Raw genomic sequence first — 18,280 nt, forward strand, 5'->3', positions numbered from 1 at the left:
GGGCGGGTATCGCTAACAACGGATGTTTCGGTCTATCCGCTATGCGTTGGGGGAATGGCGAAACAGGAGTATGTACACCGCGCTTAACGCGATGAATGTCCACTTGGCGGAAGGAAGCGGCCGTTAGTTGCACCGCTGCACAGGACATTGGAGGGAGTACTTTAGAGTTGAATAGTAACGTTTCTCTATCGACTGTTTCGCCTGGCACATTTTCGTAGCTCGAAAAATTGACGGGCTTTGGCCAATATTGCGAGCGAATGCGCGTGAAAATTTGCAAACCCATCGCTGGAGAATTGAGTGTTCGAAGACAAACCGAATGACACGAGCCTTCGGCTGTAACAAGATGATGGTGGAGGTGTAAGGTATGGCGGATGTTTTCGACCGCATTGCAGATTGGCTGCAAAAGCTGGCCTTTTTTGATGCTGATCTTGGTGGACTAGTCGAGCAGTTAAGTAACAGGCTGATCGATGGTGGCGTGCCGGTCACGCGTGTTTCCTTGGGCCGTCTGATGATGCACCCTGTAATTGGATTACTCGATGCAACGTGGGATGCATCGAACCATCGAATTGAATGGACCGTTCTTCCACGCAGTTCTGTAACGGCTGATCTCTTCGACAAAGCACCCTTCGGAGAGAATTCGAAATTGGCCAATGAGATTGCGAAACAGCACTTTAATGAGGAAGTTTGGGACTTGGCGGACGGACTTACCAACGGCACAATCAAGTTTCCTTTCATGCGAGCAAATCTGACTGACCAAGCGACCCGTGACAAATTTCCGCTATTCCGAAAACTCGCTGAAGCAGGTGTCACCGACTATGTCGTATGCAGTGCACCATTCGGCAATCGTACCGTTGTCTTTGACGGAAAGATGGAGTGGGCTTTGGGCGCGTCAGTGTCTTTTGCTACAAAGCGTCGTTCTGGCTTCACAGATCGTGAGGTAGATGGTCTGTCGCGGCTATCTTTACCTTTGCTTGGTGCAGCGCGTGTACTGTCAGAGCAGTTCTTGGCAGCTGAGTTGATGGAGGTCTATCTAGGCAAGTTGTCCGGGCGATCCGTACTGAACGGTCAAATAGCCCGGGGAGATGTCAGCATAATTGACTGTGCTCTATTGTTCAGCGATATGCGCGGCTCTACGGCTTTGAGCCAGCGCTTGTCTTCGGAAAAATATGTCGCGACGGTTAACCAATTCTTCGATTGTGTCGGTGGGGCGGTACACGATCACGGCGGAGAGGTTCTTAAATTCGTTGGCGATGGGTTGCTTGCGATCTTTCCTTTTGATGGTCAACGAAGACTACCCGAAGACATGTGCGAAGCAGCCCTGTCCGCGGCACGTGAAGCGTTCCAAAGGAATGAAGAACTTGATCCATCAGACCGTGCTGAATTTGGGGTTGGATTGCACACTGGGGCGGCTGTCTACGGGAATGTTGGCACTGAAAAGCGTTTGGATTTTACGGTAACTGGCCCATCAGTCGCGATAGCCAGCAGGTTAGAGGGCCTGACGCGAAAATTGGAGGCGCGGCTTTTAGCAACGGGTGATTTTGTGAACTTGGTATCTGAAGAGCCGAAAAAATTGGGGCGGCATTCTTTGCGGGGTTTTGAGGAAGACTTAGAAGTCTTTTCTTACGAAATTTTCACATAACGCTGAATTGCGTTAGGCGAATGGCAATCATTCGTTTAGGCGCGGGTACTGGAATGAAACCGGTCAGCTTTGACCTCAAAGCGGGCAAACATGATCGTAAGCATGAAAAAAGCCCCCGCAAACAGCGGGGGCCTTTCAATTCTAAAAGAGGCTGCGCTTAGCCGCGCTCTTCGATGATCTCAACCAGATGCGGGATCTTGTTGACCATGCCGCGAACCGAAGGCGTATCCTCCAGCTCACGGGTGCGGTGCATCTTGTTCAGGCCCAGACCGATCAGGGTTGCGCGCTGTTCGGCGGGGCGGCGGATCGGGGAGCCGATCTGCTTGACGACAATGGTTTTTGCCATGGTACGCTACTCCTTACGCTTCGGCTTCAGCCGGTGCTTCGTCCCGCTTGGGCAGGATGTCGGCAACTTTTTTACCACGACGTGCGGCAACCGAACGCGGGCTCTGCTCTTTCTGCAGGCCGTTGATGGTGGCGCGGATCATGTTGTACGGGTTCTGCGAGCCCAGCGACTTGGACACAACGTCCTTCACGCCCAGCATTTCGAACACAGCACGCATCGGACCACCGGCGATGATACCAGTACCTTCAGGTGCGGTGCGCATAACCACTTTACCAGCGCCGTGACGGCCCTCGATGTCGTGGTGCAGAGTACGACCTTCGCGCAGCTGCACGCGGATCATCTGACGCTTGGCTTGTTCAGTCGCCTTGCGGATGGCCTCAGGTACTTCTTTCGCTTTACCTTTGCCAAAGCCCACGCGGCCTTTCTGATCGCCGACAACCACCAGAGCGGCGAAGCCAAAGCGCTTACCACCTTTTACGGTTTTCGACACGCGGTTGATTGCGACCAGACGATCTGCAAATTCCGGTGCTTCTTCACGGTCGCGGCCACGGCCCCGACGGTTTTCACGTTCTGCCATTTGGCATCCCTTTTCTCATATGGCGTTTGTGACGCCGTTTTCTTCAATCGAAGTGAGCGTGAACGCCCCCCGATCATCGAGGCGAGATAACCCGCCTTCAGGTGCCGAAGCCGGGCTGAAGCCCGGCCTACAGCGATGTCGTAGGCAGGCCGGGCCTCAGCCCGGCGCACCATCAGATCTTCAAACCACCTTCACGCGCGGCGTCGGCAACTGCCTTCACCTTGCCGTGGAACAGGAAGCCACCACGATCGAAATAAGCCTCTTCGACGCCTGCCTTCTTGGCACGCTCGGCGATGGCCGCGCCCACTTTGGTGGCCGCTTCGACGTTGTTCTTGCCAACAACACCCAGATCTTTTTCCAGGGTCGAGGCTGCGGCCAGAGTCACGCCACGAACGTCGTCGATCAGCTGAACGCTGATGTTCTTGTTCGAACGGTGAACCGACAGGCGTACGCGGCCCGCGTTGACTTTGCGAAGTTTGTTCCGAACGCGCAGGCGGCGCTTCAGAAACAGGGTTCTTTTGCTGTTTGCCATTGTCTGCGTCCTTACTTCTTCTTGCCTTCCTTGCGGAAGATGAACTCGCCCTTGTAGCGGATGCCCTTGCCTTTGTACGGCTCGGGACGGCGCCATTCGCGAATTTTGGCCGCGACTTCGCCCACCTGCTGCTGGTCGATACCTTCCACAACGATTTCGGTCTGCTTCGGCGCGGTGATGGTCACACCTTCCGGAGCAGTGAAATCAACATCGTGGCTATAGCCCAGGTTCAGCTTCAGGGTGTTGCCCTGCATCTGAGCCCGGTAACCAACACCCTGGATCTCCAGCTCTTTTTTGAAGCCTTCGGTCACACCGGTTACCAGGTTGGCAACCATGGTGCGGCTCATGCCCCACTGCTGGCGGGCACGCTTGGACATGCCACGGGGGTCGATTTTGACCACGTTGTCTTCAACCGACAGCGTCACGTCGTCGGTGGCGGTGAAGCTACGGGTGCCTTTCGGACCTTTGACTTCGATGGTCTGACCCGACACAGAGGCAGTAACGCCGCTGGGCAGCTCGACCGGTTTTTTACCAATACGAGACATTGCAGACCTCCTTAGAAGACGGTGCAGAGCACTTCGCCGCCAACATTGTTGGAGCGAGCGTTTGCGTCCGACATCACACCTTTCGGAGTGCTGACAATCGACACGCCCAGACCCTGACGGACCTGCGGGATGTCATTGACGCCCATGTAGACGCGACGGCCAGGTTTCGAAACCCGCTTCAGTTCGCGAATGACAGGGGTGCCTTCGTAGTATTTCAGGCTGATTTCGATGGCCGGATGACCGTTTTCACCGGTCGTGTTTTCGTAGCCACGGATGTAACCTTCGTCCGCCAGCACGTCCAGAACCCAACCGCGCAGTTTGGATGCGGGTGTGGAAACGGTGGACTTGCCGCGCATTTGCGCGTTGCGGATACGGGTGAGCATATCGCCGATAGGATCATTCATATCTATGTCTCCCTTACCAGCTCGATTTCACCATGCCGGGGATCTGACCAGCAGAACCCAGCTCGCGCAGCGCGATACGGCTGACCTTCAGCTTACGGTAGTAAGCGTGGGGACGACCGGTCAGCTGACAACGGTTGTGCAGACGGGTAGCCGAGCTGTTGCGCGGCAGTTTCGCCAGTTTCAGACGCGCCTTGAAACGCTCTTCCATCGGCTTGCTCTCGTCATTCGCGATTTCTTTCAGCTCGGCACGCTTTGCGGCATATTTGGCCACCAGGCGTTCGCGCTTCTTCTCGCGTTCGATCATTGCTTTCTTAGCCATGTCTCAATCCTCCCGGCGCTTACGCGTTGAACGGCATGTTGAACGCTTTCAACAATGCCTTTGCTTCAGCGTCGGTTTTCGCTGTGGTGGCAATTACGATATCCAGGCCCCAGACCTCGTCGACCTTGTCGAAATCGATTTCCGGGAACACGATGTGCTCTTTCATGCCCATGGCAAAGTTGCCCTGACCATCGAAAGACGGCTTAACACCGCGGAAGTCACGAATACGCGGCATCGCGATTGTGATCAGACGATCCAGGAATTCGTACATCCGGTCACCGCGCAGGGTCACTTTCGCGCCCAGCGGCATGTCTTCACGGACGCGGAAACCCGCGATCGACTTCTTCGCCTTGGTTGCAACAGCCTGTTGGCCAGCAATTGCAGTCAGATCTTCGACAGCAGCTTTCGCTTTCTTCGAGTCCTTGACCGCCTCAGCACCACAACCGATGTTCAGAACGATTTTGTCCAGCTTGGGCAGCTGCATGTCGTTCTTGTAGCCGAACTCTTCTTTCAGAGCGGCACGGATGGTCTCAACGTACTGAGCTTTCAGACGCGGGGTGTAGGTTGCGGAATCAAGCATCGATCACGTCCCCTGTGGTCTTGGCGAAGCGGACCTTCTTGTCACCTTCCATGCGGAAGCCAACGCGGGTTGCTTTGCCGTTCTTGTCCAGCAGCGCCAGATTCGACAGTTGGATCGGGTTTGCCTGGGGCAGACGACCACCTTGCGAAGTTTGCGACTGACGGGTGTGACGGATGGCAATGTTGATGCCTTCGACAACAGCTTTACCGGCTTTGGGATCAACCGAGGAAATGGTTCCCTCTTTGCCCTTGTCCTTGCCGGCCAGCACGACGACCTTGTCGCCTTTGCGGAGTTTAGCAGCCATGATTACAGCACCTCCGGAGCCAGCGAGATGATTTTCATGAAGTTCTTGCCGCGCAGTTCACGAACAACGGGGCCAAAGATACGTGTACCGACTGGCTCGTTGTTGTTGTTCAGGATGACGGCGGCGTTGCGATCGAAACGGATCGCGGTGCCGTCTTCGCGACGGACTTCCTTGGCGGTGCGTACGACGACGGCCTTACGGACGTCCCCTTTCTTTACGCGGCCGCGCGGGATGGCTTCCTTCACCGAGACGACAATGATGTCGCCGACGGAGGCGTATTTACGCTTGGAACCACCCAGGACCTTGATGCACTGAACTCGGCGTGCGCCGGAGTTGTCAGCGACATCCAGATTGGTCTGCATCTGGATCATGTGGTTTCTCCCGACCTGTGGGGGCTGGTCTAGTTAGATCCCCCAGGGTTTCGACAAATGGGAAAATCCCGGAAACTTACGCTTCCAGAACTTCCCAACGTTTCGTCTTCGATTTCGGCGCGCATTCGATGATGCGGACTGTGTCGCCGACCTTGAAGGCGTTCTTTTCATCGTGAGCCCGGTATTTCTTGGACTTACGGATGGTTTTCTTCAGAACCGGATGCGTAAAGCGGCGCTCGACGGATACGGTTACGGTCTGTTCGTTGGCGTCGCTGGTCACGGTGCCTTGCAGGATACGCTTGGGCATCTGATTACTCCTCGGATGCCGCTGCAGCGGCCTTTTCGTTCAGAATGGTTTTGACACGGGCAGCATTGCGGCGAGCCGCTTTGATACCAGCAGTGTTTTCCAGCTGACCGGTTGCCTGTTGAAAGCGCAGGTTAAAGCTTTCTTTCTTCAGGTTGGCCAGTTCCTCGCGGAGCTGGTCCGGGGTCTTGTCACGCAGTTCTTGGGCGTTCATCGCCTTTTTCCTTTGCTCAAAACACCAGAAGGCCCCCTGACAGGGTCACCTTGGACCTGGTGGATGAATGATAGACATACGAATCGCCCGACAACGCCGGGAGATCGCAGGATGCCGCCGTATAAGGGTTTGGGGGGTGCGTGGCAAGAGGAAGTTTGGCGGAGCTGCGTTAAGTTATCACGATCTAAATTGATCAGCCCGCGCACGCCTTAAAGGCCGCCCACGAGACATAGAGTGCCACAGTCAATATCATCACCCATAAACCAACTTCAAATCTTGGCAAAAGATGCAGATGCGACCGCCACAAGGCTGCCAAAAGGCTCTCTTTGAATTTCCATCCAGAGCGGCGCAAAGTGATCAAGTAAAGAACGAGAAACCCACCCCAGAAAAACGGCGAACCAGCACTCACGGCCTCGCCGATGCAGGAGTCACTCCCACTTGTAGTTAAAGCTGACACTGATCCGCTCTTCCTCGGCCATGTTCATCGGCACCTCGTGGCGCAACCAGCTTTCCCACAGCAACACGTCCCCGACTTGCGGCTTCATGTAAATGAACGGCTGCAAATCCCGCCGACCACCTTTGATCCGCGTCGGCGCAGCCATCATGCGACCCGAACGCGGGTCTTCCAGTTTCAGCGCGCTCGCCCCTTCGGGCATCGCCACATAGGTTGTGCCCGAGATGACGCTGTGCGGGTGCAAATGGCTGGAGTGCATGCCGCCCTCAGGAAGGATGTTGATCCACAGGTCTTCCAGCTTTAGCTCACCCTCGCCCAGATCAAACTCTAGATCCTTGGCAAAGGACGCCACGTGCTGATCCAGTGCGGCGACCAGATCGGCAAAGATCGGGAACCGCCATGGTAGGTCGGTAAGCGAGGCGTAACTTGTATAGCCGGGATAGCCGTTTTCCTCGCACCATTCCTGCCCGGCCTCATCATCCTCGGCGATGACAATGCACGAGCTTTCCAACTCCTCCGCGTCGATCTTGGGATCGAACTCGGACAAGGTTGCGCGATAGAGACGGGTAACGAAGAGTGATTCAATCTGTGCCATGTCCCGGCTATAGCCCAGCCGGGACGCAAGCGCGAGACCAGCCGCCCCAGAAAAGCGGCTGGTCGGGTGCCTTAAAAAAAGTAGCGCAGCCAGATGTAGACGTTGGCGATCATCAGGGTCAGGATCATGATCGGAAAGGCCATGATCGCGAATTTGACAAAACCGATCGGCTGTTTGGCTTTCTCGGCAAAGGCCGCAACGGTCAGGTTCGCGCTGGCGCCCAACAGGGTCCCGTTGCCACCCAAACAGGCACCCAGAGCCAGCGACCACCACAGCGGCTCGATCGCATCCGGGCCGCCGAATGTGTCAGCGGTGGATTCAATCAGCGGGATCATCGTGGCAACAAAAGGGATGTTGTCCAGAATTGCCGACAGAATGCCCGACGCCCAGAAGATGAAGAACGCGGTCCACATCATGTCACCTTCGGTCAGTTCCAGCACCTTCTGGCCGAAGAACTCCAGCAGCCCCACATGCTCGACACCTGCGACAATCACGAACAAGCCACCGAAGAAGAAAATCGTGATCCATTCGACCTCACCAAAAATATGGTGCACGGACTCGGATTGCTCTTCACCGCTTTGGTGACCGTAGGCCAACAACATCAACAACCCAGCCCCAGCCAGCGCGGAAGTCCCCGGTTGGATGCCGTAACCATGGCCAAGCGTAAAGCCCAGAAGAACCAGCGCCAGAACAGACAGGGATTTGATCATCAGGCGAACGTCCGTGATCGCCTCGTCTTCGTTGAACCGCATGATCTTTTCGCTGGCCGACTTGGGAATGGCGGTCAGAGTACGCCGGTTCATCAGGTAAATGATCCCGGTCAGCACAACCAGACAGATGGCTGATATCGGCGCCAGGTTCACCACGAATTCATTGAAACTGAGCCCGGCGGCCGAGCCGATGATGATGTTGGGCGGGTCACCGATCAGGGTCGCCGTCCCTCCAACATTCGACGCCAGAATTTCGGCGAAGAAAAACGGAAATACAGGCGTATCCAGCGCGTCCGTGATCAGCAAGGTTATCGGGGCAATCAGCAGAACGGTCGTCACGTTGTCCAGCAGAGCAGAGAAGACCGCGGTAATCAGGGTCAGCATGATCAGGATACCCGTAGGGTTGGCCTTGACCACCTTGGCCGCCTTGATTGCGACGTACTGAAACAAGCCGCACTTACTGGTGATACCCACAATCACCATCATGCCGATCAACAGGGCCAGGGTGTTGGCGTCCACCCCTTCCACGGCCTGTTCTTGATTAAGGATGCCAAAAAGCACCATCAATGACGCCCCCAGCATGGCCAAAATTGCGCGATTAACTTTTTCGGTAATCAGGACAGCATAAACAGCAATCAGAATACCGGTGGCGATCCAAAGGGGATCAATTCCCAACAGTTGAGGGACAGAGAACGCGTGTTCTCCGTGCGAAACGGAATGGTTGGTCAAGGGTCTGATCCGGTATTTAGGGGTTAACTTAGCGCGTGTTCAATCAGCGAATTGGGGCTGACTGTGCCCACAAAATGATTGGTATCGGGCTCAACAAGGAAGACGTGGCGCTTGAATTTGTGGATCAGGAAAATGCCTTCCATGACCGGAGTGTCTGGCGCGGTCACTGGAATATTTGCGGGTTCAGACATGTGATCCCCGACCCGTTCTTCGTTCAGACGCTTAATCTGCTCTCCGAAGTCCTCTTTGGTCAGGTCCATGAAGCTGAGATTTGCGATCGGCACACGGGCCGTTTCAGAGCTGACGCCAATCCGTGCGGCTTGAGGCAAGATCATCTTGATGAGCGTTGGAGCGGTAAACACGCCCTGAAAGCTTCCGTCGTCGGAAACCACAGGCAGGAACCGGGCCCGGCTGTCGCGAATGATCTCGAACGCCTTTGCGACGGTATCATCGGGATGGATTGTCTTCTGAATTTCTGGGGGGACCATGACGTCCCTGCAAGTAAGGCCCATTCGTGCTCTCGGTCTTTCAACGGGGTGGCAAAGCCAGGATATCATACGCGCTCAAACCAAGTTGAGGGATTGAACTGCCCAAGCTTTGATCGGGAATAAGTGTGGGGACTTCTTTTCACCAGATCAGGGGATTTTCCACCCCTGAGCTGCATGATTTTTGCAATGCCGGTATTGAATTTCGGAAACAACACACTGGTCGCTCATCGCAAACAGCTAAAACGAAAAAGGCCCCCGCCGAGTGTTCGGCAGGGGCCATGTTCTTTGGGGTCTCCCCAGACTGTTTACCAGTCTTCGCGAACCACGACGCGGGTCTTGATCGGCAGCTTCATCGCGGCCAGGCGCAGGGCCTCGCGGGCGATGTCGTCATTGACGCCATCGATCTCGAACATCACGCGGCCAGGCTTGACTTTGCAGGCCCAGCGGTCGACCGAACCCTTACCTTTACCCATACGAACTTCGATCGGCTTGGCCGTGACCGGAGTGTCGGGGAAGATGCGGATCCAAACACGACCCTGACGCTTCATGTGGCGCGTCATGGCACGACGTGCAGCTTCGATCTGGCGTGCGGTTACACGCTCAGGCTCAAGAGCCTTCAGGCCGTAGGTGCCAAAGTTCAGATCAGAGCCACCTTTGGCGAGACCCTTGATCCGGCCTTTGTGCATCTTGCGGAATTTAGTACGCTTTGGTTGAAGCATATCTTTCCCTCCTTAGCGACGACCGCCACCAGCACCACGAGGTGCAGGGCCGTCCTGGAGTTCCTGTGCTTTACGGTCACGTGCCTGCGGATCGTGCTCCATGATCTCACCTTTGAAGATCCAGACCTTGATCCCGATGATCCCGTAGGGGGTCATCGCTTCGGCATGTGCGTAATCGATGTCGGCACGCAGGGTGTGCAGAGGCACGCGGCCTTCGCGGTACCACTCGGTCCGTGCGATTTCGGCGCCGCCCAGACGACCAGCGACGTTCACCCGGATACCCAGGGCGCCCATGCGCATGGCGTTCTGAACCGAGCGCTTCATGGCGCGACGGAACGAAACACGACGTTCCAGCTGCTGAGCGATGGACTCGGCAACCAGCTGCGCGTCTAGCTCGGGCTTGCGCACTTCGACGATGTTCAGGTGCAGTTCGCTGTCGGTCATACGAGCAAGCTTTTTGCGCAGAACTTCGATGTCCGCACCTTTCTTGCCGATGATGACACCGGGACGTGCGGTGTGGATCGTAACGCGGCACTTCTTGTGCGGACGTTCGATGATCACACGGGCAACACCGGCCTGCTTGCACTCTTTGTTAATGAACTCACGGATTTTGAGGTCTTCCAGCAGAAGATCACCGTAGTCCTTGGTGTCGGCGTACCAGCGGCTATCCCAGGTGCGGTTGACCTGTAGGCGCATGCCGATCGGATTTACTTTATGACCCATTAGGCTTGCTCCTCAACTTGACGCACCTTGATGGTGATCTCCGAGAACGGCTTCATGATCTTGCCGAAACGACCACGGGCACGCGGACGACCGCGCTTCATGACCAGGTTCTTGCCAACCCATGCTTCGGCGACGATCAGCTCGTCAACGTCCAGGTTGTGGTTGTTTTCAGCATTCGCGATTGCGGACTGCAGGCACTTCTTGACGTCCTGCGCGACACGCTTGTTGCTGAAAGTCAGGTCGGTCAGAGCCTTCTCAACTTTCTTGCCGCGGATCATTTGCGCAACCAGGTTCAGTTTCTGCGGGCTGGTGCGAAGCATACGGGTTTTCGCCATTGCTTCGTTTTCAGCCACGCGGCGGGGGTTCTTTTCCTTGCCCATGACTTACTTCCGCTTCGCTTTTTTGTCTGCGGCGTGGCCATAATAGGTACGGGTCGGCGAGTATTCACCGAACTTCTGACCGATCATGTCTTCCGAGACGTTGACGGGAATGTGCTTCTGGCCGTTGTACACACCAAAGGTCAGACCCACGAACTGGGGCAGAATGGTGGAACGACGCGACCAGATTTTGATGACTTCGTTGCGGCCCGACTCGCGCGCTGCTTCGGCTTTTTTCAGCACGTAAGCATCGACGAAAGGACCCTTCCAAACAGAGCGAGACATAGATTAACGTCCCTTCTTCTTGGCGTGCCGCGAGCGGATGATCAGCTTCTGGGACGCTTTGTTCTTGTTGCGGGTACGCTTACCCTTGGTGTCCTTACCCCACGGTGTAACCGGCGTACGGCCACCCGAGGTACGACCTTCACCACCACCGTGCGGGTGATCGATCGGGTTCATTGCAACACCACGAACCGACGGACGAACGCCCTTGTGGCGCATACGACCGGCTTTACCGAGGTTTTGGTTGCTGTTGTCGGGGTTGGACACGGCACCAACGGTGGCCATGCATTCCTGACGGACAAGACGCAGTTCACCCGAGCTCAGACGGATCTGAGCGTAGCCGCCATCGCGGCCAACGAATTGCGCGTAAGTACCGGCCGCACGTGCGATCTGACCGCCTTTGCCAGGCTTCATCTCGATGTTGTGGACGATGGTACCAATGGGCATGCCCGAGAACGGCATTGCGTTGCCCGGCTTGATGTCGGCTTTTGCCGACGAGATGACCTTGTCACCAACAGCCAGACGCTGCGGAGCCAGGATATATGCCTGCTCGCCGTCTTCGTATTTTACCAGTGCGATGAATGCGGTCCGGTTCGGGTCATATTCGATCCGCTCGACGGTTGCCGCGACATCAACTTTGTTCCGTTTGAAGTCAACGATCCGGTAGAGACGCTTTGCGCCACCGCCGCGGCGGCGTGAAGTGATCCGTCCGGTGTTGTTCCGGCCGCCCGATTTGGTCAAACCCTCAGTGAGAGACTTGACCGGACGTCCTTTCCAAAGCTCCGAACGGTCGATCAGCACCAGCCCGCGCTGGCCCGGCGTCGTCGGCTTGTACGACTTGAGTGCCATGCTTTCTGTCTTCCGTTTAGCAAGTGCAGGGGATTTCCCCGCTATGTGATAGGCCCCCGTAGGTGCCAAGGGTATAGGGCCCCGAAGGTCCCCGGTTACAAATATCCGAGGCCCCGGAACGAATCCGAGGCCGCAAGATTGGGAGCGTTTAACAGGGTTGGGGGTGGGTGTCTATAGCATAAGGCAGATTTCTAATCTGGTCGCCTAAAACATGCTCAGGCAACTTTTCGCGTCAGTGGAAACAAGTCTCTTATATCGTATTAATAACAGCGATGTCATTTCCAAACTATCGGAGACCTGGCCGCCAATGTAGTTGGCCAAGTGCTTCATGATTGATCGGCAACGCCAATTGCGGGAGGTCATTGTCGTATCTACGCCATCAACGACAGCCGCTTGGGTGCTTACGCTTCACATCCAATGTTCATTATATTCAGTTTTCTTGATCTGTATCAACGAAATCAGCAGACATAAAGCCTTCAGTTCTAGACCGGAGTCATTTCTGCGGAGGAGATCATGTCTTGTAAGTCTATTTCTGTAGCTTTAGCCCTTATATGCGGACTTGCGTCAGCGTCATGCACCGGATTGAGTTACGCCATGGAAACCTATGGCGAAGTCAAGCCAGTGAATTTTGACGCCTATGGGCGAACCTGGCGGGTTTTTGACAAACCGGAAAGCGGTTTGATTATGCTGACACCAAGCGTAGGCGACGCCGCAATTGCCGGCGCAGCCGAGGGTGCAACATTGGGCTTGGCTGGCAGCATGGATGCAACTCAGTTGGTCTTTCAGTCTGCTGCCAAAGATTATCTCGCGTCTACTGGTCGGAATTGCCAGATTCTGGCAGCTCGCTTAGTGGTGGACCCTCAGTGGGAGTTTTCCTATGCGTGCTGAGTTAGAGTTGGCAATGTTTTCACCAAAAAGAGAACGCAATGCGTCTCTCAGTATTCGGAATATCGGCATAATACTTTGTTCTTCTGCGGTAATCTCAGCCTGCGCTGAACAACCTAGCTCGATCGTACCAGTCGCGATGGGCGATGTTTACGCGAATGTACCTTGCAACAAGGCGAGAGAGCTCTATCAAAAAGAAACTGCAAAAGTCCCTGGGTTGATTGCTGGGCAAAAACAGGCCGTTACAGGTGACGCAGTAGGAGTATTTTTGATTGGTGTTCCGGTTTCCAGCCTCTCAGGTGATGATCTGGAAGGTGAAATTGCCGTTACTAAAGGCAAAATTGCTGCCCTTGCAGCGCGGCTCGATGTTTGCGGAACACCGCCACCCGCAATCGTCTGGGACTGATTTGAACGCGAGTGTTTAGAGCCTATTACATGGCTCCATTCGCTCAAAGTTTTGTGCCCCGCTCAAAACCTGTACAATCAGCTTGGATACCCGTTCACCAAACCGAGTCTTCTCTGGAAACCAGATGAAGGGAGAAATTGTATTACTAAGTTGTAGCCCTGTTCCAGATTAAAATAAGTTCCTGCACAACACCACTAGAGCTGCCAAATCTAATACTCACCCCAAAGAACGCCTGCGGCAAAGCGGCTCGGCTTCCACCGCGATCCGCTGTTTAAGTTTGATATGCCCCAGCACCTCGCGAAAGGCGCGGTGTTTGGGTTTGCCTTCCAGATAATCCGCCAGTTTGAGCAGGTTGATCTGGTGTTTCGAAATCAACGCCTCGATCCGCTGCACCGCGTCGTCCAACTCATAGTGATCCACGTACTAACAAGCCACTTGCGTGGGTGTCAGCAGGCAGTAGTCTTGAGGGCGTTTTTCAGTATAGCGTGCGATGTCGAAGGGCGACGCGCCGAGAGCATGAAACTTGGGGATGTGCACGCGCATATCGGCCTCGGCGTGCTCCAAAACCGTCCCCGAGGTATGGTGGAACCCGAGCGGACCAAGTTTGCCGACCACGTGCTTGCGCATCGCCGGAGAGACCATGTCCACATCCGCCCGGTCGTATTTCAGATCATCGAAGACCGACAGAAGCCCTAGCTTCTCATCTGTGATCTGGAAATAGGGCCCGGCGCTGAACGCCCGCATCTGCTCCAGCACCTGCGCCCGCACAGTTTCAGGGTCTGAAACGAAATCGGCCCCGGCGGGTTGAACCGCCGAGGCCGTGAATAGTCGCACTAAGCGTCCGATCAGAGACCGGTGCTCACGTCGATGGTGTTCCCCTCTTCGAGGGTCACATATGCTTTTTTGACGTCTTTCCGACGACCCAGCTGGCCGCGGAACCGCTTGACCTTGCCCTTGGTCACGGTGGTGTTCACCGCTTTGACCTTCACACCAAACAGCGCCTCAACGGCCTCTTTGATCTGGGGCTTGTTGCTGTCGATCGCCACTTCAAAGACAACCGCGCCGTTTTCGGACGCCATGGTCGACTTTTCAGTAATGATCGGCTTGCGGATCACGTCGTAATGTTCTGCCTTCGCGCTCATTTCAGACGAGCCTCCAGTGCTTCGACAGCCGCTTTGGTGAGCACCAGGGTGTCACGCTTGAGGATGTCATAGACGTTTGCGCCCATCGACGGCAGGATATCCAGACCTTCGATGTTCTTGGACGCTTTCAGGAACCCTTCGTTCACGGTCGCGCCGTCGATGACCAGAGCGCGTTTCCAGCCCAGGTTTGCAACCTGTTTGGCCAGAGCGGCAGTCTTGCCTTCGGCTTCGGCGTTCTCGATCACAACCAGCTCACCTGCTTTGGCTTTGGCCGACAGAGCGTGGCGCAGGCCAAGCTTGCGGAACTTCTTCGGCAGGTCGTGGCCATGCGAACGCGGGGTCGGGCCTTTGTAGATACCACCCTTGCGGAAGATCGGCGCGTTACGGTCACCATGGCGTGCGCCACCGGTGCCCTTCTGGCGATAGATCTTCTTGGTCGAGTAGCTGGTTTCCGAGCGGGTCTTCACCTTGTGGGTGCCAGCCTGCGCGTTGTTGCGCTGCCAACGGACCACACGGTGCAGGATGTCCGCGCGCGGCTCGAGGCCGAACAGGTCAGCATCCAGCTCGATGTTGCCGGCTTTGCCGCCGTCCAGTTTGATTACATCAAGTTTCATGCTTCACCACCTTCCGCGGGAGCTTCTTCCGCAGGTGCTTCAGTTGCGGCACCTTTTACGGCTGCCGGGAAAGGCAGGCCTTCGGGTGCTTTCTTCTTGACGGCGTCCTTGACGGTGACCCAGCCCGATTTCGGTCCGGGAACGGCGCCTTTGATGAAGACCAGGTTCCGGTCGGCGTCGGTTTTGACGACTTCCAGGTTCTGGGTGGTTACACGGGCAGCACCCATGTGACCGGCCATCTTCTTGCCTTTGAAAACCTTGCCCGGATCCTGACACTGACCGGTCGAACCGTGCGAACGGTGGCTGATCGAAACACCGTGCGAGGCGCGCAGACCACCGAAGTTGTGGCGCTTCATCGCACCGGCAAAGCCTTTACCGATCGAGGTGCCCGAAACGTCAACTTTCTGACCTTCCAGGAAGTGTTCTGCCGAAATCTCGGCGCCCACTTCGATCAGGCCGTCTTCGGAGACGCGGAACTCGGCCAGCTTACGCTTGGGCTCAACCTTGGCAGCGGCATAGTGACCGCGCATGGCTTTCGAGGTGCGTTTTGCCTTGGCAGCACCGGCGCCCAGCTGAACGGCGGTGTAGCCGTCTTTGTCAGCGGTACGCTGTGCAACAACCTGCAGGTTGTCCAGGTGGAGAACGGTCACAGGGATCTGCTTGCCGTCTTCCATGAACAGGCGGGTCATGCCGACTTTTTTTGCGATAATACCAGAGCGCATAATCTATACCCTCCGATCTTACGACTGCAGCTTGATCTCGACGTCCACACCAGCAGCGAGGTCGAGCTTCATCAGCGCGTCAACGGTCTGGGGGGTCGGATCAACGATGTCGAGCAGACGCTTGTGCGTACGGATCTCGAACTGGTCGCGGGATTTCTTGTCAACGTGAGGGCCACGGAGAACCGTGAACTTCTCAATCTTGTTCGGCAGCGGGATCGGGCCGCGCACGTTCGCGCCGGTCCGCTTGGCAGTGTTGACGATCTCTTGCGTGCTGGCATCCAGAACGCGATAGTCAAATGCCTTCAGCCGAATACGGATGTTTTGGCTTTGCATATTAACAGCCTTTTTTAGGCGTTGAGGTTGAGAGGAGGACAGACGCGCATCGCCAACCCTCTTCGAACCCAAAAGGCGGGAATCACCCCGCCTTGACGTTCTTATTGAGAACTCGCGCGTATTAGTGGGGTTGGTGCGGTTTGGCAAGAGGCAAACGCCATAAAGACAACCCTCTTATTGATCGTCAGACATGCGGTTGCTTAACCATGGATCTTCAACCTTCATGCCTTGATAAACTGCGTGCAGGAAAAGATGAGCAATCACAGGGTCATTTGAAAATGGCGAGAATTGCAGGTTGCCTTCTTTGACTTCCTCTACGGCTTCATAGACGACCTCGTCGCCCTTTACCGTCAAGAGCACTTTGAGTTCGGTCAATGTCTCTGGGTCAACTGCCGTGGGATCGTCTGACAAGATTACAAAATCTGCCACTTTCCCCATTTCGATCGAGCCTTTTTCGTTCTCCTCGAAATGCTGCCAGGCGGGCCAGATTGTCATGGCTTTCAAGGCGGTCATGACATTAACCCTTTGATGCGGGCCCAAAATGTCGCCGGACCGAGTGCGCCGGGTGACGGTTGCGGCCAGGACCCGCATACTGTCCGGAAAGGCCACCGGGGCATCATGATGCGTGCCAAACATCATGTCACGCTCGCGCAGCCACCCGGTCGGCGAGATGTTGTCCGCATTCACCGGCCCAACCGTGTGGTCCCGGTGCCAGTCGCCCCAATAGAATGTGTGCATCGGGAACAGGGATGGGAAAACACCCAACCGTTTAAAGCTTGCGACCTGATCCTCCCTTAGAAACTGCCCGTGAATAAGAACTGGGCGGTTACCGGGGTCGCCATACTTGATCTGCGCTTCTTCTAAGGCCGCAATAAGCATGTCAGATGCGCCTTCGCCATTGGAATGAACGAGAATTTGGAAACCGTTCTCAAAACACCAGTTCACCGCGTCTTGGAGTTGCTCCATCGTGATGGCGGCGTATCCCGCATACCCGGGAACATAGTTCCCTACCGGATCGTAATAGGGTCGATCCCTCAATGCTGTGAACCCCTGAGGCGAGCCGTCAATCGTAAGCTTGCAGCCCCCGACCCGGACACGGTTTTCATAGTTCCTAGACGTGTTCGCGCCGATAAAATCCCGCGCCTCAAGAACATCCGGAAACGCGACTACGTCAATGGGAAGCCTGTCTTCGGCGGCAACCTTCCTCAGAACCTCGACAATTTCGCCAGATGAGCGACCTTCTTGTCCGGTCGTATACCCAAATTTGGCCCAAAGCTGTGTGCCCGCTTTGGCAAATTCTGCCAGACCATCTTCACCCAGATTTCCCAACATGGGTACAAGGACCGAAAAGAATGCGTACTCTTCCAGCACACCGTTCGGCTCACCAGTCTCGTCACGTTGAATTACACCGCCCGGAGGAGCCTCGGAAGCGGCAGTGATGCCAGCCAGTTCCAAGGCTTTTGAATTCGCGACACCCAAGTGCCCGGATTGATGAACGATTATGACAGGAAATTCCTCAGAAACCTGGTCCAGCTCTTGCCGTGTTGGGTGGCGAAGCTCCTTTAGCTGGGCATTGTCGTAGCCGAAGCCAATGATCATTTTAACCTGTTCGACAGCCTGCGCATTCTCGTCGGCCCAACTTGAAAGCGTGGATTGCAGACTTGCGATATCAACCACCTCTCCATCCGGCGGCGCGAGAAGGTTCGCTGACAAAGCCTGCAAGCCCCCCATGACGACATGCCCATGGCTGTCGACGAAACCCGGAAGCATCGCCCGCCCTTCCAAGTCGAAGGTTTCGGTTGCGCTCCCTTGATGGGCCGACACATCAGAAAGCGCTCCCACCGCAAGAATGCGCCCATCTTTGACTGCGACAGCTTCGGCTGACGGAGCCGCGTCGTTCATCGTAACGATTGGTCCCCCGAGATAAATCCTATCCGCGGTTTCTTGCGAGGATGCCGAGGTAGATAAGCAAGCAACAGCCGCGACAAGACAAACTGAACGAGCCGAGAAAAGCATCTTATGACCTCTTTTTAATTGCAATTTGTTAATAAGAATGAAGCTAGCACCTCAGGTAGCTTAGGCAAAAAAGAAAAAGGCCGCTCCTTTGGGAGCGGCCT

Annotated in this window: 29 protein-coding genes; 3 read left to right on the forward strand and 26 right to left on the reverse strand. The window is 55.6% G+C overall.

Annotated features, from left to right (window positions below; genetic code table 11):
* The first annotated feature begins 364 nt into the window (after positions 1-364).
* The gene (locus ACT2B1_RS17240) at positions 365-1,639 is read left to right on the forward strand and encodes an adenylate/guanylate cyclase domain-containing protein (RefSeq protein WP_171126029.1); all 1,275 of its coding nucleotides are present in this window, start codon (positions 365-367) and stop codon (positions 1,637-1,639) included.
* Between the two features lie 157 nt (positions 1,640-1,796).
* Here the strand turns inward: ACT2B1_RS17240 and rpmD are convergent, their stop codons facing one another.
* The 19 genes from rpmD to rplB form a co-directional block, all read right to left on the reverse strand.
* Positions 1,797-1,985, reverse strand: coding sequence for a 50S ribosomal protein L30 (gene rpmD, locus ACT2B1_RS17245; protein ID WP_074736195.1), 189 nt, complete (start codon positions 1,983-1,985; stop codon positions 1,797-1,799).
* A 13-nt stretch (positions 1,986-1,998) separates the two neighbouring features.
* A complete protein-coding gene (rpsE, locus tag ACT2B1_RS17250; RefSeq protein WP_170356677.1) occupies positions 1,999-2,562 on the reverse strand; it encodes a 30S ribosomal protein S5 in 564 nt (187 codons plus the stop codon).
* 172 nt (positions 2,563-2,734) lie between these two features.
* Positions 2,735-3,094 (reverse strand): 50S ribosomal protein L18, encoded by a 360-nt coding sequence (gene rplR, locus ACT2B1_RS17255; RefSeq protein ID WP_170356678.1) that lies wholly within the window; start codon positions 3,092-3,094, stop codon positions 2,735-2,737.
* 11 nt (positions 3,095-3,105) lie between these two features.
* Positions 3,106-3,639 carry a 50S ribosomal protein L6 gene (rplF, locus tag ACT2B1_RS17260; RefSeq protein ID WP_170373361.1) on the reverse strand — a complete coding sequence of 178 codons (534 nt, stop codon included), beginning with the start codon at positions 3,637-3,639 and terminating at the stop codon, positions 3,106-3,108.
* Positions 3,640-3,650: 11 nt separating this feature from the next.
* Positions 3,651-4,043 carry a 30S ribosomal protein S8 gene (gene rpsH, locus ACT2B1_RS17265; RefSeq protein WP_155148687.1) on the reverse strand — a complete coding sequence of 131 codons (393 nt, stop codon included), beginning with the start codon at positions 4,041-4,043 and terminating at the stop codon, positions 3,651-3,653.
* A gap of 13 nt (positions 4,044-4,056) precedes the next feature.
* Positions 4,057-4,362, reverse strand: a complete 306-nt coding sequence (rpsN, locus tag ACT2B1_RS17270) for a 30S ribosomal protein S14 (protein WP_010437098.1) — start codon at positions 4,360-4,362, stop codon at positions 4,057-4,059.
* A gap of 19 nt (positions 4,363-4,381) precedes the next feature.
* Positions 4,382-4,942 (reverse strand): 50S ribosomal protein L5, encoded by a 561-nt coding sequence (rplE, locus tag ACT2B1_RS17275; protein WP_171126026.1) that lies wholly within the window; start codon positions 4,940-4,942, stop codon positions 4,382-4,384.
* Positions 4,935-5,246, reverse strand: coding sequence for a 50S ribosomal protein L24 (gene rplX, locus ACT2B1_RS17280; RefSeq protein WP_170356681.1), 312 nt, complete (start codon positions 5,244-5,246; stop codon positions 4,935-4,937). The genes rplE and rplX overlap by 8 nt, the downstream gene beginning before the upstream one ends.
* Before the next feature lie 2 nt (positions 5,247-5,248).
* Positions 5,249-5,617, reverse strand: coding sequence for a 50S ribosomal protein L14 (gene rplN / locus ACT2B1_RS17285; RefSeq protein WP_008757934.1), 369 nt, complete (start codon positions 5,615-5,617; stop codon positions 5,249-5,251).
* Between the two features lie 76 nt (positions 5,618-5,693).
* Positions 5,694-5,924, reverse strand: a complete 231-nt coding sequence (gene rpsQ / locus ACT2B1_RS17290) for a 30S ribosomal protein S17 (RefSeq protein WP_068340771.1) — start codon at positions 5,922-5,924, stop codon at positions 5,694-5,696.
* Positions 5,925-5,928: 4 nt separating this feature from the next.
* Positions 5,929-6,135, reverse strand: a complete 207-nt coding sequence (gene rpmC / locus ACT2B1_RS17295) for a 50S ribosomal protein L29 (RefSeq protein WP_010437082.1) — start codon at positions 6,133-6,135, stop codon at positions 5,929-5,931.
* Between the two features lie 428 nt (positions 6,136-6,563).
* Positions 6,564-7,184, reverse strand: coding sequence for a 2OG-Fe(II) oxygenase family protein (locus ACT2B1_RS17300; RefSeq protein WP_171126024.1), 621 nt, complete (start codon positions 7,182-7,184; stop codon positions 6,564-6,566).
* A 71-nt stretch (positions 7,185-7,255) separates the two neighbouring features.
* Positions 7,256-8,623 (reverse strand): ArsB/NhaD family transporter, encoded by a 1,368-nt coding sequence (locus ACT2B1_RS17305; RefSeq protein WP_481668258.1) that lies wholly within the window; start codon positions 8,621-8,623, stop codon positions 7,256-7,258.
* A gap of 23 nt (positions 8,624-8,646) precedes the next feature.
* Positions 8,647-9,111, reverse strand: a complete 465-nt coding sequence (locus tag ACT2B1_RS17310) for a CBS domain-containing protein (RefSeq protein ID WP_171126023.1) — start codon at positions 9,109-9,111, stop codon at positions 8,647-8,649.
* 305 nt (positions 9,112-9,416) lie between these two features.
* Entirely contained in the window at positions 9,417-9,830 is a 414-nt protein-coding gene (rplP, locus tag ACT2B1_RS17315; RefSeq protein WP_058283513.1) for a 50S ribosomal protein L16, read from the reverse strand.
* A 12-nt stretch (positions 9,831-9,842) separates the two neighbouring features.
* Positions 9,843-10,553 carry a 30S ribosomal protein S3 gene (gene rpsC, locus ACT2B1_RS17320; RefSeq protein ID WP_008758042.1) on the reverse strand — a complete coding sequence of 237 codons (711 nt, stop codon included), beginning with the start codon at positions 10,551-10,553 and terminating at the stop codon, positions 9,843-9,845.
* Positions 10,553-10,933, reverse strand: a complete 381-nt coding sequence (rplV, locus tag ACT2B1_RS17325; RefSeq protein WP_039538267.1) for a 50S ribosomal protein L22 — start codon at positions 10,931-10,933, stop codon at positions 10,553-10,555. The genes rpsC and rplV overlap by 1 nt, the downstream gene beginning before the upstream one ends.
* 3 nt (positions 10,934-10,936) lie before the next feature.
* Positions 10,937-11,215 (reverse strand): 30S ribosomal protein S19, encoded by a 279-nt coding sequence (gene rpsS, locus ACT2B1_RS17330; RefSeq protein WP_005980699.1) that lies wholly within the window; start codon positions 11,213-11,215, stop codon positions 10,937-10,939.
* A 3-nt stretch (positions 11,216-11,218) separates the two neighbouring features.
* Complete coding sequence (gene rplB, locus ACT2B1_RS17335) at positions 11,219-12,061, reverse strand: 50S ribosomal protein L2 (protein ID WP_171126021.1); 843 nt, start codon at positions 12,059-12,061, stop codon at positions 11,219-11,221.
* Positions 12,062-12,655: 594 nt separating this feature from the next.
* On the opposite strand from rplB, the gene ACT2B1_RS17340 reads away from it, so the two are divergent.
* Together ACT2B1_RS17340 and ACT2B1_RS17345 are read left to right on the forward strand one after the other, a co-directional pair.
* A complete protein-coding gene (locus ACT2B1_RS17340; protein WP_481668259.1) occupies positions 12,656-12,949 on the forward strand; it encodes a hypothetical protein in 294 nt (97 codons plus the stop codon).
* Positions 12,939-13,352 carry a hypothetical protein gene (locus ACT2B1_RS17345; RefSeq protein ID WP_480907600.1) on the forward strand — a complete coding sequence of 138 codons (414 nt, stop codon included), beginning with the start codon at positions 12,939-12,941 and terminating at the stop codon, positions 13,350-13,352. Before ACT2B1_RS17340 ends, ACT2B1_RS17345 begins: the two co-directional genes overlap by 11 nt.
* 216 nt (positions 13,353-13,568) lie before the next feature.
* Here ACT2B1_RS17345 and ACT2B1_RS17350 read toward each other — a convergent pair whose 3' ends face one another.
* The 7 genes from ACT2B1_RS17350 to ACT2B1_RS17380 form a co-directional block, all read right to left on the reverse strand.
* Positions 13,569-13,772, reverse strand: a complete 204-nt coding sequence (locus tag ACT2B1_RS17350; protein WP_171126015.1) for a hypothetical protein — start codon at positions 13,770-13,772, stop codon at positions 13,569-13,571.
* A 3-nt stretch (positions 13,773-13,775) separates the two neighbouring features.
* Positions 13,776-14,186, reverse strand: a complete 411-nt coding sequence (locus ACT2B1_RS17355) for a hypothetical protein (protein WP_171241001.1) — start codon at positions 14,184-14,186, stop codon at positions 13,776-13,778.
* 11 nt (positions 14,187-14,197) lie between these two features.
* Positions 14,198-14,494, reverse strand: coding sequence for a 50S ribosomal protein L23 (locus ACT2B1_RS17360; RefSeq protein ID WP_008757532.1), 297 nt, complete (start codon positions 14,492-14,494; stop codon positions 14,198-14,200).
* The gene (gene rplD, locus ACT2B1_RS17365; RefSeq protein WP_170694153.1) at positions 14,491-15,108 is read right to left on the reverse strand and encodes a 50S ribosomal protein L4; all 618 of its coding nucleotides are present in this window, start codon (positions 15,106-15,108) and stop codon (positions 14,491-14,493) included. Before rplD ends, ACT2B1_RS17360 begins: the two co-directional genes overlap by 4 nt.
* Positions 15,105-15,830, reverse strand: coding sequence for a 50S ribosomal protein L3 (gene rplC, locus ACT2B1_RS17370; protein WP_171126011.1), 726 nt, complete (start codon positions 15,828-15,830; stop codon positions 15,105-15,107). Before rplC ends, rplD begins: the two co-directional genes overlap by 4 nt.
* Positions 15,831-15,848: 18 nt before the next feature.
* Entirely contained in the window at positions 15,849-16,163 is a 315-nt protein-coding gene (gene rpsJ / locus ACT2B1_RS17375; RefSeq protein ID WP_008756422.1) for a 30S ribosomal protein S10, read from the reverse strand.
* A gap of 174 nt (positions 16,164-16,337) precedes the next feature.
* Positions 16,338-18,065, reverse strand: a complete 1,728-nt coding sequence (locus tag ACT2B1_RS17380; protein WP_481668260.1) for an amidohydrolase — start codon at positions 18,063-18,065, stop codon at positions 16,338-16,340.
* Between the last annotated feature and the right edge of the window lie 215 nt (positions 18,066-18,280).

The sequence above is a fragment of the Ruegeria sp. S263 genome (assembly GCF_056780525.1).

What these genes read in the sequence shown, in the direction of transcription:
- rpsH (WP_155148687.1), bottom strand. Translation starts at nt 4,043, where the DNA reads ATGAATGATCCTATCGGCGATATGCTCACCCGTATCCGCAACGCGCAA.
- rpmD (WP_074736195.1), bottom strand. Translation starts at nt 1,985, where the DNA reads ATGGCAAAAACCATTGTCGTCAAGCAGATCGGCTCCCCGATCCGCCGC.
- rplB (WP_171126021.1), bottom strand. Translation starts at nt 12,061, where the DNA reads ATGGCACTCAAGTCGTACAAGCCGACGACGCCGGGCCAGCGCGGGCTG.
- ACT2B1_RS17310 (WP_171126023.1), bottom strand. Translation starts at nt 9,111, where the DNA reads ATGGTCCCCCCAGAAATTCAGAAGACAATCCATCCCGATGATACCGTC.
- ACT2B1_RS17345 (WP_480907600.1), top strand. Translation starts at nt 12,939, where the DNA reads ATGCGTGCTGAGTTAGAGTTGGCAATGTTTTCACCAAAAAGAGAACGC.
- rplF (WP_170373361.1), bottom strand. Translation starts at nt 3,639, where the DNA reads ATGTCTCGTATTGGTAAAAAACCGGTCGAGCTGCCCAGCGGCGTTACT.
- rpsJ (WP_008756422.1), bottom strand. Translation starts at nt 16,163, where the DNA reads ATGCAAAGCCAAAACATCCGTATTCGGCTGAAGGCATTTGACTATCGC.
- rplE (WP_171126026.1), bottom strand. Translation starts at nt 4,942, where the DNA reads ATGCTTGATTCCGCAACCTACACCCCGCGTCTGAAAGCTCAGTACGTT.
- rpsC (WP_008758042.1), bottom strand. Translation starts at nt 10,553, where the DNA reads ATGGGTCATAAAGTAAATCCGATCGGCATGCGCCTACAGGTCAACCGC.
- rplR (WP_170356678.1), bottom strand. Translation starts at nt 3,094, where the DNA reads ATGGCAAACAGCAAAAGAACCCTGTTTCTGAAGCGCCGCCTGCGCGTT.
- ACT2B1_RS17300 (WP_171126024.1), bottom strand. Translation starts at nt 7,184, where the DNA reads ATGGCACAGATTGAATCACTCTTCGTTACCCGTCTCTATCGCGCAACC.
- ACT2B1_RS17340 (WP_481668259.1), top strand. Translation starts at nt 12,656, where the DNA reads ATGGAAACCTATGGCGAAGTCAAGCCAGTGAATTTTGACGCCTATGGG.
- rpmC (WP_010437082.1), bottom strand. Translation starts at nt 6,135, where the DNA reads ATGAACGCCCAAGAACTGCGTGACAAGACCCCGGACCAGCTCCGCGAG.
- ACT2B1_RS17360 (WP_008757532.1), bottom strand. Translation starts at nt 14,494, where the DNA reads ATGAGCGCGAAGGCAGAACATTACGACGTGATCCGCAAGCCGATCATT.
- rplX (WP_170356681.1), bottom strand. Translation starts at nt 5,246, where the DNA reads ATGGCTGCTAAACTCCGCAAAGGCGACAAGGTCGTCGTGCTGGCCGGC.
- rpsQ (WP_068340771.1), bottom strand. Translation starts at nt 5,924, where the DNA reads ATGCCCAAGCGTATCCTGCAAGGCACCGTGACCAGCGACGCCAACGAA.
- rplP (WP_058283513.1), bottom strand. Translation starts at nt 9,830, where the DNA reads ATGCTTCAACCAAAGCGTACTAAATTCCGCAAGATGCACAAAGGCCGG.
- rplC (WP_171126011.1), bottom strand. Translation starts at nt 15,830, where the DNA reads ATGCGCTCTGGTATTATCGCAAAAAAAGTCGGCATGACCCGCCTGTTC.
- ACT2B1_RS17380 (WP_481668260.1), bottom strand. Translation starts at nt 18,065, where the DNA reads ATGAACGACGCGGCTCCGTCAGCCGAAGCTGTCGCAGTCAAAGATGGG.
- rpsE (WP_170356677.1), bottom strand. Translation starts at nt 2,562, where the DNA reads ATGGCAGAACGTGAAAACCGTCGGGGCCGTGGCCGCGACCGTGAAGAA.
- rpsN (WP_010437098.1), bottom strand. Translation starts at nt 4,362, where the DNA reads ATGGCTAAGAAAGCAATGATCGAACGCGAGAAGAAGCGCGAACGCCTG.
- rplV (WP_039538267.1), bottom strand. Translation starts at nt 10,933, where the DNA reads ATGGGCAAGGAAAAGAACCCCCGCCGCGTGGCTGAAAACGAAGCAATG.
- ACT2B1_RS17240 (WP_171126029.1), top strand. Translation starts at nt 365, where the DNA reads ATGGCGGATGTTTTCGACCGCATTGCAGATTGGCTGCAAAAGCTGGCC.
- rplN (WP_008757934.1), bottom strand. Translation starts at nt 5,617, where the DNA reads ATGATCCAGATGCAGACCAATCTGGATGTCGCTGACAACTCCGGCGCA.
- rplD (WP_170694153.1), bottom strand. Translation starts at nt 15,108, where the DNA reads ATGAAACTTGATGTAATCAAACTGGACGGCGGCAAAGCCGGCAACATC.
- rpsS (WP_005980699.1), bottom strand. Translation starts at nt 11,215, where the DNA reads ATGTCTCGCTCTGTTTGGAAGGGTCCTTTCGTCGATGCTTACGTGCTG.